We start from the raw sequence: 16,015 nt of genomic DNA on the forward strand, positions 1-16,015 counted from the left end.
TTTCTCCTCGTCACCACTATTTGCTCATGGCCTTGTTCCACTGCGTCATCCAGTTCGTGCGCTGCTTGAGGATGGTTTCCGGCTTGACGAATTTCAGCGAATTGATCTGGTCGGCGCCATAGGTATTGAATTGCGCGGCCGCCACCGACAGGCGCACGTCCTTGTTGACGGGCGAGTCGACCAGGTTGGTGGCCAGCTGCGTCTGCACTTCCTTGGACAGCCAGAAATCCATCAGCTGGTACGCCAGGTCCGCATTCTTCGAACCGGCGACGATGCCCATCACGTTCATGCCGGCCGCCTGGCCTTCGGCCGGGATGCTCCATTTCAGGGGCAGGCCCGTCTTGAGCATTTGCGACCACGTAAAGCGCGCCACGGGCGCGGCCCAGATTTCATCCTGGGCGAACAGGGCCGCCAGCTGCGCGCTGTTTTTCGAGAACGTGACGACGTTGCCCTTCATGCCGACGATCTTGGCAAAGCCGGTGGCGTAGTCGTCCGTCTTGCCGCCCCAGGCCGCATCGGCCATGCGCAGCATCAGGGGGCCCTGCGTGGTGCTCACGTCGGGGAAGGCCACGCGGCCCTTCAGTTCAGGGCGCCACAGGTCCTTCCAGGACGTCAGCGGGGCGATCTTGTCGCTGCGGTACACCAGGCCGACCGAGTACAGCGTATAGCCGACGGCGAAATTGCCGCCGATCGGGTTTTTCGCCACGTCGTACAGGGCTTTGTAATTGCTCAGCTTGGAGTAATCCATGGGCTGGATAACGCCCTTTTGCGCCGCTTCCAGCATGCCGGAATCGGACAGCAGCACCAGGTCGATCACCGGGTTCTTGCTGTGCACTACCAGCTTGGCGATACGGTCCGCGTTATTCCCCGTTTCCACCTTGATATCGCAACCGCATTTGGCCTTGAACGGCTCGTACACATACTTCATGAACAAGGGCTGGGCAATCGGATAGGCCGAAATGACCAACTCGCGTTTTTCCGCGTGGGCGGCGTTAGCCAGCAAGCCTAGGCTCAACGCCAACATGAGGTGCTTTTTCAAGATGCTTCCTTTCAGGGGACGGCGCTGGGGGACAGCGCCTGTAAAGATGAATCAGACTCAGAAATAATGTCGCATGCCAACGATTAGCACGCTTTGCGTCTTGCCGCCCGAGGCGCCGAAGCCGAACACGCGGGCGAACGTCGCGTCGCCTGCCGCTTTCTGGTAGCTCCAGGTGATGGCGACATCGGTGCGCTTGGACAGGAAGTAATCGGCCTGGAAGTTGACCTGATGCCATTTCGGCGTCTTGTTGATCACGTCATATTTACCGGTGGTAAAGAAATACGACGCGCCCAGGTTCAGCGCTTCCGTCAGCTTGTGGTTCACGTTCAAGTCCACGTTTTGCAAGGTCAGATTGCTTTGATCCAGGTAGTGGTAGCGCACGTTGGTGTACAGCGCGCCAAACTTGGTCTTGCCCACATTATAAAAGCCTCCCGTGCCGGCAATGGCCTGGCTGTTCACGCCGGCGCCGCTGACGGCGCTCTTGTTGAAGATCAACAAGGAGCTGCCATAGTCATTGCCGATGGCGCCATTCGGCGCATCGGGGCTGTTCGGGTGGTCCATCTTGGTGTAGGCGACGGCCCAGCTGAAGGCATCGACCTTGTAGCCGGCACCCATGCTGTAGACGCGGTTGCGGTTGGAATCTTCCGGGTTTTCACTGAAGCCGTACAAACCCGTGAACGACAGGTTGCTGATGTTCGGGCTGACATACTTGACGGCATTTTGCACGCGCAGGTTGTTGTAGCCATTATCGTTGTCGCCGATATGCACGCCATTGCTGGCAATGACGACCGGGCCCAGCAGGTCCTTGACGGCTTCGTACTGGCGCCCCAGGGTGAGCGTACCCTTGTCATTGCTGGACAAACCCACATACGACTGGCGGCCGAACAGGCGGCCGCTTTGCGACGCCGTGCCCGTCATGACGTTAAAACCGTTTTCCAGCACGAAGATGGCCTTGGTGCCGTTGCCCAGGTCTTCCTGGCCGCGAAAACCGATGCGGGGATTCTGATTCGTGCCGCTCAGCGCATGCGTGCGGCTGCCCTTGCCCTCATCCGACACATAGCCGATACCGGCCGACAGCAAGCCATACACTTGCACGCTGCTTTGAGCCTGCGCCGCGCCCTGCGCCGCCAGCAAGCCACCCACTACCATCGTTCCCGTCATCCATTTGTTCATCGCCGCCACCCTAAAAAGAATAAACCCTGAGTTTTTTTGGAATTATTTTATTGATGCGTCCCTTGCATGGCGTGCTGGCGCGAGTACCGGCGCCGCCTGGCAAGCGCTTCTCTGAAGATTGTTGCCTTCAAGACAAGTAAAGACCAGTCCAGAATATGGTAAATTGCGGGATAAGAAAATTTGTTTATTTTTATAAATCCATTACTTTTTCTAATAAGCAAACCCATGCATGAGTTGAGCAAGAAGATTTCCTTACGACATTTACAAGCGTTTTCCACCTTAGCCCGGGTAAACAGCTTCAGCAAGGCTGCACAGGAATTGTGCGTGACCCAGCCAGCCCTCAGCGCCTCGATCAAGCTGCTGGAAAATCAACTGGGGAAAAAGTTGTTTAACCGCACAACCCACCAGCTGGAACTGACGCGCGAAGGCAAACTGGCGCTCGACTACGCCACGCATTTATTAAATACGGCGAGCAATACTTTTGCCGATATCCAGCGCGCCATCGGCAGCGGCCGCCACCGCATCCGCATCGGCGCGATCCCCTCGGCCATGGCGATGACGGCCGTCGTGGTGGCGCGCTACTGCGAGCAGCATGGCGATGAAGTGGAAATCGTCCTGTCGGACATGCCCAACGACGGCTTGCTGCACGCCCTGCATTCGGGCCAGCTGGACTTTTGCGTGGGTATCGAGGTGCCCGGTTCCGTGTCGCTGGAAAGCGTGGGCCTGTTCGAAGACGAACTGGTGCTGGTGACGGCGGGACGCCATGCGCTGGCGCCGCTCAAGGAAGTGCGCTGGGAGCAATTGGCGGGGCAGGAAATCGTCGTGTTTACCAAGGGCAGCATCTGGGAATTCGCTTCGAGCGCCCTGCGTCAGCATGGCTTGAGCCCGTCGAGCCTGTATCAGATGATCCACAGCGAGTCGCTGTATGGCGTGGTGCGCGCCGGCATCGCCGTCGGCATCATGCCCAGCCTGTACACGACCTTCCTCAACGACGAGGACCTGCACGTGGCACCGCTGCGCCAGCCCACCTGCAAGCGCAAGATCGCCTTGATGCGGCGCAATGAAATCAGCCGCAACCATCATGTCGACGACTGTTTCTCAGCCCTGCGGCAGGATTTGCAGCAGGTCGACCAGTGGTTTTGAGTTAAACCGGGGGCTTAGGCCGGCGCCTTCAGCAAATTCGCCAAAGCCACGTATTGCTCCAGGCCCACGGTTTCCGGACGCAGGGTCGGATCGATGCCGGCCGCCTTGATCTGCTCTTCCGTAAACATCCCGGCCAGACAGTTGCGGATCACCTTGCGGCGCTGCGAGAACGCCTTCATGACGACCGCTTCCAGGGTGGCCTGGTCGCACGCCAGGCGCTCGGCCACGGGGATCATGCGCACGATGGCCGATTCCACTTTCGGCGGCGGATCGAAGGCCGTCGGCGGCACGATGAACAGCAGCGACATGTCATAGCGCCATTGCAGCATCACGGACAGGCGGCCATATGCCTTGCTGCCCGGCTCGGCCACCATGCGCTCGACGACTTCCTTTTGCAGCATGAAATGCTGGTCCTGTACCAGCGGTGCGAAGTCCGCCAGGTGGAACAGCAGCGGGCTCGAAATGTTGTACGGCAAGTTACCCACGATGCGCAATTTCTGGCCGGCCGGTACGGGGATTTGCGCGAAATCGAATTTCAGCGCGTCGCCCGAGTGGATCGTCAGCTTGGCCGGATTGAACGTCTTTTCCAGGCGCACGATCAGGTCGCGGTCCAGTTCCACCACGTGCATCTGCTTCAAATGGCGCAGCAGCTGCTCCGTCATGGCGCCCAGGCCGGGGCCGATCTCGACCATGGCATCGTCCGGCTGCGGCCCGATGGCGGCCGTGATGTCGTCGAGGACGAAGCGGTCATGCAGGAAGTTCTGGCCAAAGCGTTTGCGGGCAACGTGTTTCATATTCTGTTTTTCTATTCTAGGGGCGGTGTAGCGGGGTAAAACCGGTGGGCGATCAGGCGCGGCTGCTGGCGCGCAGCATGTCGAGCGCCGTTTGCAGGGCTTGCTCCATGCTGTGGCAATCGGCCAGCCCCAGCCCTTGCGCGGCCAGGTCCAGCGCCGTGCCGTGGTCGACCGAGGTGCGGATCAACGGCAAGCCCAGGGTGATATTGATGCCGCGCCCGAAGGTCGCGTATTTCAGCACGGGCAAGCCCTGGTCGTGGTACATGGCCAGCACGCAATCGGCATCGGCCAGGTATTTGTGCTGGAACAAGGTGTCGGCCGGATACGGCCCGCGCACATCGATGCCGCGCGCTTGCGCCGCGGCAATCGCCGGGGCGATGACATCGATTTCCTCGCGTCCCAGATACCCGCCCTCGCCCGCGTGCGGGTTCAGGCCGGTGACCAGGATGCGCGGCGCGGCGATGCCGAATTTCTGTTGCAAGTCGGCCTGGATGATATCCAGGGTGACGGCCAGGCTGTCCATGGTGATGGCGGCGGACACATCCTTCAATGGCAGATGCGTGGTGGCCAGCGCCACGCGCAGGGTCGGTTCGCCATGGCCGGGTTCGCCGGCCAGCATCATCACCACTTGCGGCGTGCCGGTTTTTTCCGCCAGGTATTCCGTATGGCCGGAAAAGGCCACGCCAGCATCGTTGATCGTGCTCTTTTGCAAGGGCGCCGTGACCATGGCGCCAAACCAGCCGGCCTGGACACCTTCCACGGCCGCGTCCAGGGTCGCGAGCACGGAACGTCCGTTTTCCTTGTCTAGTACGCCAGGAATGACATTGTTAACAGTGGGAATATCGATCACGGCCAGGCGGCCAGACCCGAACTGGGGCAGGCCGCTGTTGCGCACGGCTTGCAGCGACAGCGCCGCCAGGCGGATGTCCGGATCGATCAGGCTGGCCGTCAGCGCCAGGAAGGCGGCGTCGCCCAGCAGGATGCAGTTGACTTCATTGCGCATGGCCCAGGCCGCGCGTATGGAGATTTCCGGGCCGACACCGGCCGGCTCGCCACAGGTAATGGCGATGGCAGGCCGGCGTGCAAGGGGCAAGTTACTCATGCGCAATGAATCAGTGGCATTACTGGTCGTCCGCGCGGAATTCGACGTAGGCACGGTCGCGCACTTCGCGCGCCCAGTTTTCCGTCGCTTCTTCCAGCTTGCGTTCGCGCAAGGCATTGCGCGCAGCGGCGCGCTGCTTCTCTTTCGAGACGTCATCACTCTTGCGTTCCAGCACTTCGATCAGGTGGAAGCCAAAGCTCGATTCGATCGGCTCGCTCACTTCGCCCGGTTTCAACGCATTCATCGCCGTTTCGAATTCCGGTACGGTATCGCCTGGATACAGCCAGCCCAGGTCGCCGCCCTTGGCGGCCGAACCGTCGTTCGAGAACAAGCGGGCCAGGTCTTCGAACTTGGCGGCCTTGTTATCGAGACGCTCTTTCAATTCCGACAATTTGCGCTTGGCTTCGGCTGCCGACAAGGTCGGCGTTATTTTCAGCAAGATATGGCGGGCATGCGTCTGCTGCACGGCGGCGACGGCTTGCGCCTCGGCAGCACTGCGGCGGTCCACCAGCTTGAGGATGTGGAAGCCCGTATTGCTCTTGATGATAGGCGTGATCTGGCCCGGCTTCAATTTCAGCAACTGTTCCGTGAACAGGGGCGGCACGCGGTCGCTATGGCGCCAGCCGATATCGCCGCCACTCAGCGCATCGCTGGCGTCGGAATAGGTGGCGGCCATCTTGGCGAAATCGGCGCCCGTGCGCAGCTGGCGGCTGACTTCTTCGGCGCGCGCGCGGCGTGCGGCGATCTGTTCGGGGCTGGAATTTTCCGGAATGCGCACGAGAATCTGCGCCAGGTTCAGCTCCACCTGTTCGCTGGCGGCCGCTTTCTCCGCTTCCAGGAAGTTATCCACTTCGGAATCGGAAATCTGGATCTTGGCGTCGACTTCATGCTCGCGCAGGCGCTGCATGATGATTTCATCGCGGATTTCTTCGCGGAAGGTCGCAAACGGCGTGCCTTCTTTTTCCATCTGATTGCGCAGATCTTGCACCGTCATTTTTTGCTGTTCAGCAATACGGCCAATTGCGCGATCCAGGGTCAGGTCATCCACGCGCACGCCCATTTCCTTGGCCAGCTGCATTTGTGCGCGTTCAACAATCATGCGCTCGAGCAATTGACGACGCAGGTCGGCAGGATCGGGCAAGGGCACGTTCTGCGCCTTCATGCGCTGCTCCACGCTCTTGATACGGGCCGCCACTTCATTGCGCGTAATCACCTCGTCATTGACGACGACGGCGATGGAATCGATGGTCTGGCCACTGCTCGAGGCCGGTGGCGTGAACCCCTTGACTGGCGCCGCGGCAGCGGGCTTGGCGGCAGGCGCTGGCGCAGCCTGTTGCGCCCAGACACTACTGGTCGTGGCGCCGGAAATGGCGCACAACAAGACCGTTGCAATTTTGAGTTGGTGCATACTGGCATTACGCATAATGTGTAGAGCGCTCATGAGTTCAGGTGAATAAAAAAACCGGTTTGTGCCGGCGCCGGGAACACCGGCGGCGGCAACGGTGCCTATCTTAACGGAGTGGCTGGCTCAGTGTCTGGTAACCGGGGATGGTTTTTGTAAAAGTTTCCAGGCCATTCGCGCCCAGACCCAGGCCATTCGACAAGCCCGTCAATTCCAGCTGGAAGAAGATCGGCGTCGAGACAGTCTTGTTCGTCGTCACGAAACGCTGCGCGCCCATGCGGAACACCCAGCAGTCGCCCTTGTATTCCAGGCCGACCAGGCTTTCCAGCATGCTGCGGTCCTTCACGGAGTAACTGATGCGGCCCACGCCATACAGGCGGTCCGTCAACGGCCATTGGGTCGACACTTCAACATTGCGCCAACCATAAACCCCGCGCTGGAAACGATTGCCAAAATTCAATACTTTCTTGGCACCGGGCTGATATTGCAAGGCGTAGTTGTAGCTGACCAGCTGGCGGTCGCTGGGATTGTACTGCACCAGGCTGTCGGCGGTCCAAGTCTCGGACACGCGGCCCGTTGCTGCCAGCAGGATATCCGAACGCGACTGGTTGACGGGTGTGCTCGAATCGAGTTGCACGCGCTGGTCGGCAAAATAGAAACGCTGGCCGAAAGTCAGGCGCATGCGTTCCGTTCCATCGGACTGCAGGAAACGCGATACCAGGGCGGCCGTGACCTGGTTGGCATCGCCGATGCGGTCGCTGCCGACAAAACGGTTTTCCGTGAAGATCTGCGTCAGGTTGAACGTGCCAGCGGCCGTATCGAACGTCGGAAACTTCGACTGGTCGCGGTACGGCGTGTAGACGTAGAACAGGCGCGGCTCCAGGGTTTGCGTGCCGCCCTTGGCGCCAAACAGATTCGTGTCGCGTTCAAACACCAGGCCGCTGTCGACCGAGAAGGTTGGCACGGCGCGCGTAAACGACGTATCCGCAAACTTCGCCTTGGTCCTGGCGTCATTATCGAGCTGATACGCGCTGGCATTGAGCATCAGCTTGGGCGTGACGAAGTATCCCGGGCGCACGATGGGGAAACTTACCTGCGGCACGGCCACGAGGCGCGACCCCTGCACCAGGGTCGGGTGGGCGAAGCGCGTCGCTTCCGCGTCAAAGGTCCAGTCGAAGCCGCCCCAGACGTCGTATTTGCCAGCGTGGAAATTCACCGCCGGCAAGCGGTCATACGGGCGCGTAACGGTCAGGCTGGGATTGTTGACCGCATCGGGATCCTGCAGCACCTGGTAATTCTGCACGCGCGCCGTCAGGCTCCAGTCCTCGGTGCGGTAATCGGTGCGCAATTCGCGCAGCAACTGGCGCTCGGTAGCGGTGGCGACGGTTTTCGAAAAATCGTTCGGGTAATTATTGTCGGACGCCTCGCGCAGATCCCAGCTGTAACTCCAGCCCTTGGCCAGCGCCTGCTCATGCTTGGACTTGATCATGTAGCGGTTGGTCTTGGTCTGCTTGTCGTTAGGCAAGAACTCAAACGACGTTTCGCCCTGGTACAGGCCTGCATCCGTCTCGCCCATGTAGCGGCCTGCCGCACCGAGCTGGATGCCGCGCCGCTGGATGTAGCGCGGGAACAGGGTCAGGTCGCGGTTCGGCGCGATGTTCACGTAATACGGCATCAGCAGCTCGAAACCGTTCTTCGAGGCAAAGCCCGGCGTGGGCGCCAGCCAGCCCGAGCGGCGCGCACCCGACAGCGAAAACGAAATGCCAGGCGTGCCCAGAATCGGCACGTCCTTGAAATAGATGATGGTCTTGCTGCCGGTGCCCACGTCGCGGCCCGTATCGAGGTTCAAGGTGCTCGATTTCAGGTACCAGTCCGGATTCGGCCCTTCGCAGGTACTGTAAGTACCGTCGATAACAGTGGCTTCGTCGGGGTTGATGAAGTCGACGCGCTCGGCCTTGCCCTGGCCGCCGCCCACTTCAAAGCGGTACGTCGGGTTGAGCAGGAAACCCTTGCCGGTCTCCATGTTCAGCTTCAAGACGTCGCCCGTGTAGTAATCGCCGAAACGCCACATCTTGATATGGCCCTCGGCGTCGAACTGATCTTCAACTTGTTTGTAACAAGCTGTATCTGCCGTCATTTTTGTGGTTTTTCCGCGTTCAATCACGACATTTTTATCGAGATTGATCTCCCTTTCGGGGCGTCCGTTCATGCTGTTCGCCGTCATGACGGTGGGCGCGTCGGGATCTTCCACATGAACCGGGCGCGGCGCTTTCTGGGCGTGGACAGGCACCGTCGTGGCGGCGACGAGCGCGCTGATGGCGAAAGCCCAGCGCTGCGAAGGGGGGGAGGCCGAAAACCAGCTCATGAATTGGAAGGGGCAAGCACCATGACAGGCGATTTTTTGATTTGAATCCCTTATTATATGGGAATCTGCACCATCAACCCGATTCCACAGGCCGCTTAATGTCATTCTCCCCCAATTCCTCCACCGCGCCGGCCTCCGCCGACGCTCGCCTGACCCTGTTGAAAGCCTGGTTGACCTCGCTTAACCTCGTCGCGCCCGAATCCGCCCGTCCCGCTTCCAGCGATGCCAGCTTCCGCCGCTACTACCGTCTCGATGTGCTGCCAGGCAATGCAACATTGCCAGGAAGCACACTGATTGCCATGGATGCGCCGCCCGAGCGTGAAAACGTGCCCGCCTTTGTCAAGGTGGCCGGCTTGCTGAAAGGCGCCGGCGTGTCCGTTCCCGAGATCATCGCGCAAGACCTGGAGAATGGTTTCCTGCTGCTCTCCGACCTGGGCACGACCACCTATCTCGACGCCCTGAACCACGATAACGCCAGCGTGCTGTACGCCGAAGCGCTCGAGTCGCTGATGAAAATCCAGCTGGCCAGCCAGCCCGATGTCTTGCCCGAATTCGACCGCGCCTTCATCCTGCGCGAAATGAATCTGTTCCCGGAATGGTTTATCGGCAAACACCTGGGCGCCACCTTGACGGATGTACAACAGACCCAGCTGGACAAGGTTTTCGAAGCGATCACGGCGAATATCTTGTCGCAGCAGCAAGTATTCATGCACCGCGACTACCATTCGCGCAATTTGATGCACATCAACGATGGTTCCATCCCCAATCCCGGCATCCTCGACTTCCAGGATGCCGTCTTCGGCCCTGTCACCTACGACATCGCCTCGCTGCTGCGCGACGCGTATATCCAGTGGGATGAAGAACTGGTGCTCGACTGGGTGATCCGCTACTGGCAGCGCGCCAAGCAGCTGGGCTTGCCAGTCAATCCCGATATCGACGCCTTCTACCGCGATTTCGAATTCACGGCCCTGCAGCGCCACCTGAAAATCCTCGGCCTGTTCGCGCGCCTGAATTACCGCGACGGCAAGGATCTGTACATGGGCGACCTGCCAACCGTGCTCGACTACGTGCGCAAGACGGCCAACCGCTATACGGAACTCAAGCCGCTGGTGCGTTTATTGGACGCCCTCGAAAACAAGACGCCGCAGGTCGGCTATACATTCTAGGCACTTTCCCGCTGCGCGGCATACCCGCGCAGCCGACTTACCGATACTGAAAACGAATCCCCATGAAAGCCATGATCTTTGCCGCAGGCCGCGGTGAACGGATGCGTCCGCTTACCGATACCTGTCCCAAACCGCTGCTGAAAGTACGCGGCCGTCCGCTGATCGTCTGGCATGTGCTGAACCTGGTGCGCGCCGGCATCACGGACATCGTCATCAACCATTCTCACCTGGGCCACCTGATCGAGGAAACCCTGGGCGACGGCAGCGCGTACGGCGCGCGCATCGCGTACTCGCCCGAGACCACGCCGCTGGAAACGGCGGGCGGCATCGCCCAGGCGCGCCACTTGCTGGGCGAGGAGCCATTTCTCGCCATTTCAGGCGACATCTATTGCCCCTACTTTGATTTCAAGCAAGTACTCGACGTGCTGGCCGACAAGGATGTGCTGGGCACGCCGTATCCGGCCGACCAGCGCGACATCGCCTGGACTTACCTAGTGCCCAATCCCGACTTCCACCCACAGGGCGACTTCGGCTTGACCTTGTTCGCGATCAACAATACGGACGACACCAAGTGGACCTTCGCCAATATCGGCGTGTACCGCCCTGAGATGTTCGACGGCATCGCGCCCGGCAGCCACGCCAAACTGGGCGATTTGCTGCGCCGGTACGCGGACCAGGGCCGCGTGGGCGGCGAAGTCTATCCCGGCGAGTGGACGAATGTGGGCACGCCGGCGCAGCTCGACGTGCTCAATGGCGTGGCAGCGAAGGCGCCGGCGGCATGATGGCCAACTACGCGGCCCGACGCGCGGCGCTGCTGGCGCAGATGCTGCCGGGCAGCGTGGCCATCCTCGCCACGGCGCCCGAAGTGCCGCGCAACAGCGATTGCGACTACCCGTATCGCCACGACAGCTATTTCTATTACCTGAGCGGCTTTACGGAGCCCGATAGCGCCGTGGCCCTGGTGGCCGCCAGCGCCACGGCGCCGGCGCGCGCCATCCTGTTTTGCCGCGCAAAAAACACCGAACGCGAAATCTGGGACGGGTTCCGCCACGGCCCCGAGGCGGCGCGCGCCAGCTTCGGTTTTGACAGCGCCTTCCCCATCGAGGAACTCGACGTGGAAATGACGCGCCTGCTGGCCGACGTCCCCGCCATTTACTACGCGCTGGGCGGCAGCCTCGATGCGCAAGTCAAGGTCTGGCGGCACAACGTGCGGCAAAAGGCCCGCAGCGGCGTCACGGCGCCCGCCATCGCGCATGACATCAATGGCATGCTCGACGCCATGCGCCTGCTGAAAGACCCGGAAGAACAAGGCCTGATGCGCCGCGCGGCCGCCATTTCCAGCGCCGCCCACGTGCGCGCCATGCGCGCCACGCGGCCCGGCATGCACGAATACGCGCTGGAAGCGGAGCTGCTGTACGAATTTCGCCGCAGCGGCGCGCAGTTCCCCGCGTATTCCTCCATCGTGGCGGGCGGCGGCAACGCCTGCATCCTGCATTACAGCGCCAACAACGCCGTGCTGCAGGACGGCCAGCTGGTACTGATCGACGCCGGCTGCGAACTCGATGGCTATGCCTCCGACATCACGCGCACCTGGCCCGTCAACGGCCGTTTCAGCGGCCCGCAGCGGGCGCTGTATGAACTGGTGCTGGCGGCGCAACAGGCGTCGCTGGACATGCTGCGCCCCGGCTTGCCGCACAGCGCCATCCACGAGGCGGCCGTGCAGGTGCTGGCGCAGGGCATGCTGGACCTGGGTTTGCTGGACCGGCAGAAAAACGGCAGCGCGCAGGACGTCATCGCCGACAAGGCGTATATGCCCTTCTACATGCACGGCACCAGCCACTGGCTGGGCATGGACGTGCACGACGTGGGCGCCTACCGCGACACGGGTGCTCCGGGCAAGCCGTGGCGCGCGCTGGAAGCGGGCATGGTGCTGACGGTGGAACCGGGCATCTATGTGCGCCCCGGCGCGGGCGTGCCGGAACAGTTCTGGCATACCGGCATCCGCATCGAAGACGATGTGCTGGTCACGCCGCAAGGCCATGAAGTCTTCAGCACGGCGCCCAAGAGCGTCGCTGAAATCGAACAACTGATGTCACAGGATTAACACCGCCGCATGCATACACCGTCCACTTTCGATCTCGCCATCTGCGGCGCCGGCCCCGTCGGCATGGCGCTGGCCGCCCTGCTGGTGCAGCGCGGCAGCCGCGCCGCCGGCATCGCCCTGCTCGACGCCAAATCCATCGAGCAAGCCAGGCGCGACCCGCGCACCATCGCCCTGTCGCACGGCAGCCGCCAGATTCTCGAGGAAGCGGGCGCCTGGCCCGTGGAGGCGACACCGATCCACCAGATTCACGTCTCGCGCCGCGGCCAGTTCGGGCGCAGCCTGATGGACCGCAGCGAGCATGGCGTCGAGGCGCTCGGCTATGTGGCCCGTTACGGCGCCGTCGTCAGCGCGCTGGCCGACGTATGCGAGCGCCTGGGCGTGGCCAGCCTGCGCCCGGCGCTGGTCACGGGCAGTGCCGAGGATGCCGATGGCGTGGCCGTGCAGCTGGAACAGGACGGCGCGGCGTCGAGCTTGCGCGCCAGCCTGCTGGTGCAAGCCGAGGGCGGCCTGTTCGGACAGCAACAGGAACGCGCCGTCAGCCGCGATTATGGTCAAAGCGCCATCATTGCCCATGTGCGCACAAGTGCCCCCATCGCGCACCGCGCGTATGAGCGCTTCACAGACGAAGGCCCGCTGGCCCTGCTGCCGCAGGACGACGGCTACGCGCTGGTATGGTGCGTGCCGCCCACGCGCGCCGAACAATTGCTGACCCTGGACGACGCTGCCTTCCTGGCCCGCCTGGGCGCCGCCTTCGGCAGCCGCCTGGGACGCTTTACCCACACGACGTCGCGCCTGGCCTATCCGCTGGGCCTGAACGCGCAGGGAGGCGGCACGCCGCGCACGGTCGCCATCGGCAATGCGGCGCAAACCCTGCACCCGGTGGCGGGACAAGGCCTGAACCTGGGCTTGCGCGACGCCGCCGTGCTGGCCCGCGTGCTGGCGCAGGACAGCAGCCCGGCCGGACTGGAACGCTACGCCAGCCTGCGCCAGGCCGACCGGGGGCTGACCGTGCGCGTCACCGACACCATGGCGCGCATCTTCACGGGCAGCGCGCCCACGCAAGGCTTGCTGGGCCTGTCGCTGGGCTTGCTGGACGCCTTCAGCCCGGCGCGCAAGAGCCTGGCCGAGCTGATGATGTACGGCCGCCGCTGAGTCTTGACAATAAGGAAAGAGCACGGGCGAAAAAGAAACAGGCGGGCGATCCGGCATGGAGTAAACGGCCCGCGGATGCGACAATGGCTGTCACCTGGCTTTTGGCGACCGTTCCATGACAGATGCTTTGCCCGCAGCACCGCCTGCCGCTCTTCCCGAAGTACTCTTTTCCCGCCTGCTGGAAGACGCCCTCGACGCCGTCATCATCATCGACGAGCAGTGCCGCATCCGCTATATCAATGGCGCCATGCAGGCACTGTCGGGCTATGCCAGCGGTGAATTGCTGGGCCAGACCCTGAACGGCCTGCTGCCCGACGCCGTCGGCGCGCAGCACGACAACCACGTGATCAACTACATCCGCAGCTCGCGCACTTCCAGCGTGCTGGGCAAGATACGCGAATTCGCCATCCGCCACCGCGACACGCAAATGATCCCCATCGAAATGAAGGCGCTGGACCTGGGCGTGGTCGACGGCATGCGCTATTTCGGCGCCTTCTTGCTCGACGTGCGCGAACGGCGCGAACTGGCGGCGAAAAACGCCAGCCTGCTGGCGCAGCTGGAACAGCAGGCGCTGCACGATGCGTTGACGTCGCTGCCCAACCGGCGCGCCTATGAAGCCCAGGCCGAACAGGCGATGGCGCGCGCGGCGCGCAGCGGCGCCGCCCTGAGCGTGGGCGTGGCCGACCTCGACCACTTCAAGAAGATCAACGACCGCTATGGCCATGCCGTGGGCGACGCCGTGCTGCGCACGGTGGCGCAGGCGCTGCGCGACACGGGACGCATCACCGACGTGGCGGCGCGCCTCGGTGGCGAGGAGTTCGGCCTGCTCTTCCCCGACGCCAGCCTGCAGCAGGCACACCAGGTGGCCGAGCGCATCCGCGCCGCCGTGGCGGCGGCGGTCACCGTGCTGCCCGACGGCGGCGCGCTGCACGTCACCATCAGCATCGGCGTGGCGCCGCTGGTGCAGGGCGCCAGCCTGGACGCGGCCATATCGGATGCCGACAAGGCCCTGTATGTCGCCAAGCACCAGGGACGCAACCAGGTCGTCGCGGCAGCGGCCAGCCAATAAAAACGGCCCGCGCAAGGCGGGCCGTAGGGTCGCTGCAAGCGGCGTTTATTCGATGGCTTTCAACATATCCTCGATCACCTTTTTCGCGTCGCCAAACACCATCATCGTGTTCGGCTGGTAGAACAGGTCATTATCCAGGCCCGCATAGCCGGACGCCATCGAGCGCTTGTTGACGATGATGCTCTTGGCTTTATACGCTTCCAGGATCGGCATGCCGGCGATCGGCGATTTCGGATCTTTCGCCGCCGGGTTGACCACGTCGTTCGCGCCCAGCACCAGCACCACGTCCGTCTGGCCGAATTCGCCATTGATGTCTTCCATCTCGAAGACCTGGTCGTAGGGCACTTCCGCCTCGGCCAGCAGCACGTTCATGTGGCCCGGCATGCGCCCCGCCACCGGGTGGATCGCATACTTGACGGTGATGCCCTTGTGCGTCAGCTTCTCCACCAGTTCTTTCAGCGAGTGCTGCGCGCGCGCCACGGCCAGGCCGTAGCCGGGCACGATGATGACGGTTTCCGCATTGCCCATGATGAAGGCGGCATCGTCGGCCGAACCCGATTTCACGGGACGCTGTTCCTGCGCGCCCGCCACGCCGGCTGCCGGCGCATCGCCGCCGAAGCCGCCCAGGATGACATTGAAGAACGAGCGGTTCATGGCCTTGCACATGATGTACGACAGGATCGCGCCCGAGGATCCCACGAGCGAACCGGCGATGATCAGCATCGAGTTATTCAGCGAAAAACCGATGCCGGCCGCGGCCCAGCCCGAGTAGCTGTTGAGCATCGACACCACCACCGGCATGTCGGCGCCGCCGATGGGGATGATGATCAGCACGCCCAGCGCAAAGGCGATGACGGCCATGACGATGAACGGCGTCCAGGCTGGCTCCACCCCGTCGGCGAAGCAGAACACCAGGCCCAGCCCTATCATCACCAGCGCCAGCGCCAGGTTGAGCATGTGCTGGCCCTTGAAGCTGACGGGCGCGCCCTGGAACAGGCGGAACTTGTATTTGCCCGACAGCTTGCCGAAGGCGATCACCGAACCGGAGAACGTGATGGCGCCGACAAAGGTGCCGATGAACAGCTCGAAGCGGTTACCGATGGGCAGCGCCTGTCCATGCTCGGCGATATTGAAGGCCCATGGCTCGGACACGGCCGCCACGGCGATGCACACGGCGGCCAGGCCGATCAGCGAATGCATGGCCGCCACCAGTTCCGGCATCTTCGTCATTTCCACGGTTTTCGCCAGGTAGGCGCCGATGGCACCGCCCGTGACGATGCCGATGATGACGAGGGTCAGGCCCATGCCGCCCGCTTGCTGTTCCTTCAGTTTCAGGATCAGCGCCACGGTGGTGACGGCGGCAATGGCCATGCCGCTCATGCCGAAGGCATTGCCGCGGCGCGCCGTCGAGGGCGAGGACAGGCCTTTCAATGCCTGGATGAAGCACACCGAGGCGATCAGGTACATCATCGTCACCAGGTTCATGGTGACGAAGCTCATGGCATG

At 62.4% G+C, this 16,015-nt stretch carries 14 protein-coding genes; 7 read left to right on the forward strand and 7 right to left on the reverse strand.

The genetic code is table 11. The annotated features are described in order from the left end of the window. Positions 1-16: 16 nt before the first annotated feature. Positions 17-1,039 (reverse strand): ABC transporter substrate-binding protein, encoded by a 1,023-nt coding sequence (locus tag CSQ92_RS18865; RefSeq protein ID WP_034778817.1) that lies wholly within the window; start codon positions 1,037-1,039, stop codon positions 17-19. 57 nt (positions 1,040-1,096) lie between these two features. Continuing rightward, positions 1,097-2,212, reverse strand: a complete 1,116-nt coding sequence (locus tag CSQ92_RS18870) for a porin (RefSeq protein WP_225317437.1) — start codon at positions 2,210-2,212, stop codon at positions 1,097-1,099. 225 nt (positions 2,213-2,437) lie between these two features. On the opposite strand from CSQ92_RS18870, the gene CSQ92_RS18875 reads away from it, so the two are divergent. Beyond that, positions 2,438-3,355 carry a LysR family transcriptional regulator gene (locus tag CSQ92_RS18875; RefSeq protein WP_070281784.1) on the forward strand — a complete coding sequence of 306 codons (918 nt, stop codon included), beginning with the start codon at positions 2,438-2,440 and terminating at the stop codon, positions 3,353-3,355. 14 nt (positions 3,356-3,369) lie between these two features. Here the strand turns inward: CSQ92_RS18875 and rsmA are convergent, their stop codons facing one another. The 4 genes from rsmA to CSQ92_RS18895 form a co-directional block, all read right to left on the reverse strand. Beyond that, positions 3,370-4,149, reverse strand: coding sequence for a 16S rRNA (adenine(1518)-N(6)/adenine(1519)-N(6))-dimethyltransferase RsmA (gene rsmA / locus CSQ92_RS18880; RefSeq protein WP_034778823.1), 780 nt, complete (start codon positions 4,147-4,149; stop codon positions 3,370-3,372). A gap of 52 nt (positions 4,150-4,201) precedes the next feature. Then, entirely contained in the window at positions 4,202-5,251 is a 1,050-nt protein-coding gene (pdxA, locus tag CSQ92_RS18885; RefSeq protein WP_099395040.1) for a 4-hydroxythreonine-4-phosphate dehydrogenase PdxA, read from the reverse strand. Between the two features lie 19 nt (positions 5,252-5,270). Continuing rightward, positions 5,271-6,659: a peptidylprolyl isomerase gene (locus tag CSQ92_RS18890; protein ID WP_240317565.1), complete on the reverse strand. Its 1,389-nt coding sequence runs from the start codon at positions 6,657-6,659 to the stop codon at positions 5,271-5,273. A 103-nt stretch (positions 6,660-6,762) separates the two neighbouring features. Further along, positions 6,763-8,724 (reverse strand): LPS-assembly protein LptD, encoded by a 1,962-nt coding sequence (locus CSQ92_RS18895; protein ID WP_244517449.1) that lies wholly within the window; start codon positions 8,722-8,724, stop codon positions 6,763-6,765. A gap of 6 nt (positions 8,725-8,730) precedes the next feature. On the opposite strand from CSQ92_RS18895, the gene CSQ92_RS29440 reads away from it, so the two are divergent. The 6 genes from CSQ92_RS29440 (at position 8,731) to CSQ92_RS18920 (ending at position 14,509) form a co-directional block, all read left to right on the forward strand. Then, on the forward strand, positions 8,731-9,063 hold the full coding sequence (locus CSQ92_RS29440) for a hypothetical protein (protein ID WP_230520392.1): 333 nt from the start codon (positions 8,731-8,733) through the stop codon (positions 9,061-9,063). 53 nt (positions 9,064-9,116) lie between these two features. Then, positions 9,117-10,184, forward strand: a complete 1,068-nt coding sequence (locus CSQ92_RS18900) for an aminoglycoside phosphotransferase family protein (protein ID WP_034778830.1) — start codon at positions 9,117-9,119, stop codon at positions 10,182-10,184. A gap of 62 nt (positions 10,185-10,246) precedes the next feature. After that, positions 10,247-10,966, forward strand: a complete 720-nt coding sequence (murU, locus tag CSQ92_RS18905; RefSeq protein ID WP_099395041.1) for an N-acetylmuramate alpha-1-phosphate uridylyltransferase MurU — start codon at positions 10,247-10,249, stop codon at positions 10,964-10,966. Further along, a complete protein-coding gene (locus CSQ92_RS18910; protein WP_180277062.1) occupies positions 10,966-12,288 on the forward strand; it encodes an aminopeptidase P N-terminal domain-containing protein in 1,323 nt (440 codons plus the stop codon). Before murU ends, CSQ92_RS18910 begins: the two co-directional genes overlap by 1 nt. Positions 12,289-12,297: 9 nt before the next feature. Beyond that, complete coding sequence (locus CSQ92_RS18915; protein ID WP_099395043.1) at positions 12,298-13,440, forward strand: UbiH/UbiF/VisC/COQ6 family ubiquinone biosynthesis hydroxylase; 1,143 nt, start codon at positions 12,298-12,300, stop codon at positions 13,438-13,440. A 115-nt stretch (positions 13,441-13,555) separates the two neighbouring features. Continuing rightward, complete coding sequence (locus CSQ92_RS18920; protein ID WP_034778836.1) at positions 13,556-14,509, forward strand: GGDEF domain-containing protein; 954 nt, start codon at positions 13,556-13,558, stop codon at positions 14,507-14,509. A gap of 45 nt (positions 14,510-14,554) precedes the next feature. On the opposite strand, the gene CSQ92_RS18925 is transcribed toward CSQ92_RS18920, so the two are convergent. Beyond that, positions 14,555-16,009 carry an NAD(P)(+) transhydrogenase (Re/Si-specific) subunit beta gene (locus CSQ92_RS18925; protein ID WP_034778839.1) on the reverse strand — a complete coding sequence of 485 codons (1,455 nt, stop codon included), beginning with the start codon at positions 16,007-16,009 and terminating at the stop codon, positions 14,555-14,557. Between the last annotated feature and the right edge of the window lie 6 nt (positions 16,010-16,015).

This window comes from Janthinobacterium sp. BJB446 (genome assembly GCF_002735655.1).
In the GTDB taxonomy this organism is placed as follows: Bacteria; Pseudomonadota; Gammaproteobacteria; order Burkholderiales; family Burkholderiaceae_D; genus Janthinobacterium; species Janthinobacterium lividum.

Coding starts and splice junctions, on each gene's coding strand:
- CSQ92_RS18870 (WP_225317437.1), bottom strand. CDS start 2,212: ATGAACAAATGGATGACGGGAACGATGGTAGTGGGTGGCTTGCTGGCG.
- CSQ92_RS18875 (WP_070281784.1), top strand. CDS start 2,438: ATGCATGAGTTGAGCAAGAAGATTTCCTTACGACATTTACAAGCGTTT.
- rsmA (WP_034778823.1), bottom strand. CDS start 4,149: ATGAAACACGTTGCCCGCAAACGCTTTGGCCAGAACTTCCTGCATGAC.
- pdxA (WP_099395040.1), bottom strand. CDS start 5,251: ATGAGTAACTTGCCCCTTGCACGCCGGCCTGCCATCGCCATTACCTGT.
- CSQ92_RS18890 (WP_240317565.1), bottom strand. CDS start 6,659: ATGCACCAACTCAAAATTGCAACGGTCTTGTTGTGCGCCATTTCCGGC.
- CSQ92_RS18895 (WP_244517449.1), bottom strand. CDS start 8,724: ATGTGGCGTTTCGGCGATTACTACACGGGCGACGTCTTGAAGCTGAAC.
- CSQ92_RS29440 (WP_230520392.1), top strand. CDS start 8,731: ATGGCCCTCGGCGTCGAACTGATCTTCAACTTGTTTGTAACAAGCTGT.
- CSQ92_RS18900 (WP_034778830.1), top strand. CDS start 9,117: ATGTCATTCTCCCCCAATTCCTCCACCGCGCCGGCCTCCGCCGACGCT.
- murU (WP_099395041.1), top strand. CDS start 10,247: ATGAAAGCCATGATCTTTGCCGCAGGCCGCGGTGAACGGATGCGTCCG.
- CSQ92_RS18910 (WP_180277062.1), top strand. CDS start 10,966: ATGGCCAACTACGCGGCCCGACGCGCGGCGCTGCTGGCGCAGATGCTG.
- CSQ92_RS18915 (WP_099395043.1), top strand. CDS start 12,298: ATGCATACACCGTCCACTTTCGATCTCGCCATCTGCGGCGCCGGCCCC.
- CSQ92_RS18920 (WP_034778836.1), top strand. CDS start 13,556: ATGACAGATGCTTTGCCCGCAGCACCGCCTGCCGCTCTTCCCGAAGTA.
- CSQ92_RS18925 (WP_034778839.1), bottom strand. CDS start 16,009: ATGAGCTTCGTCACCATGAACCTGGTGACGATGATGTACCTGATCGCC.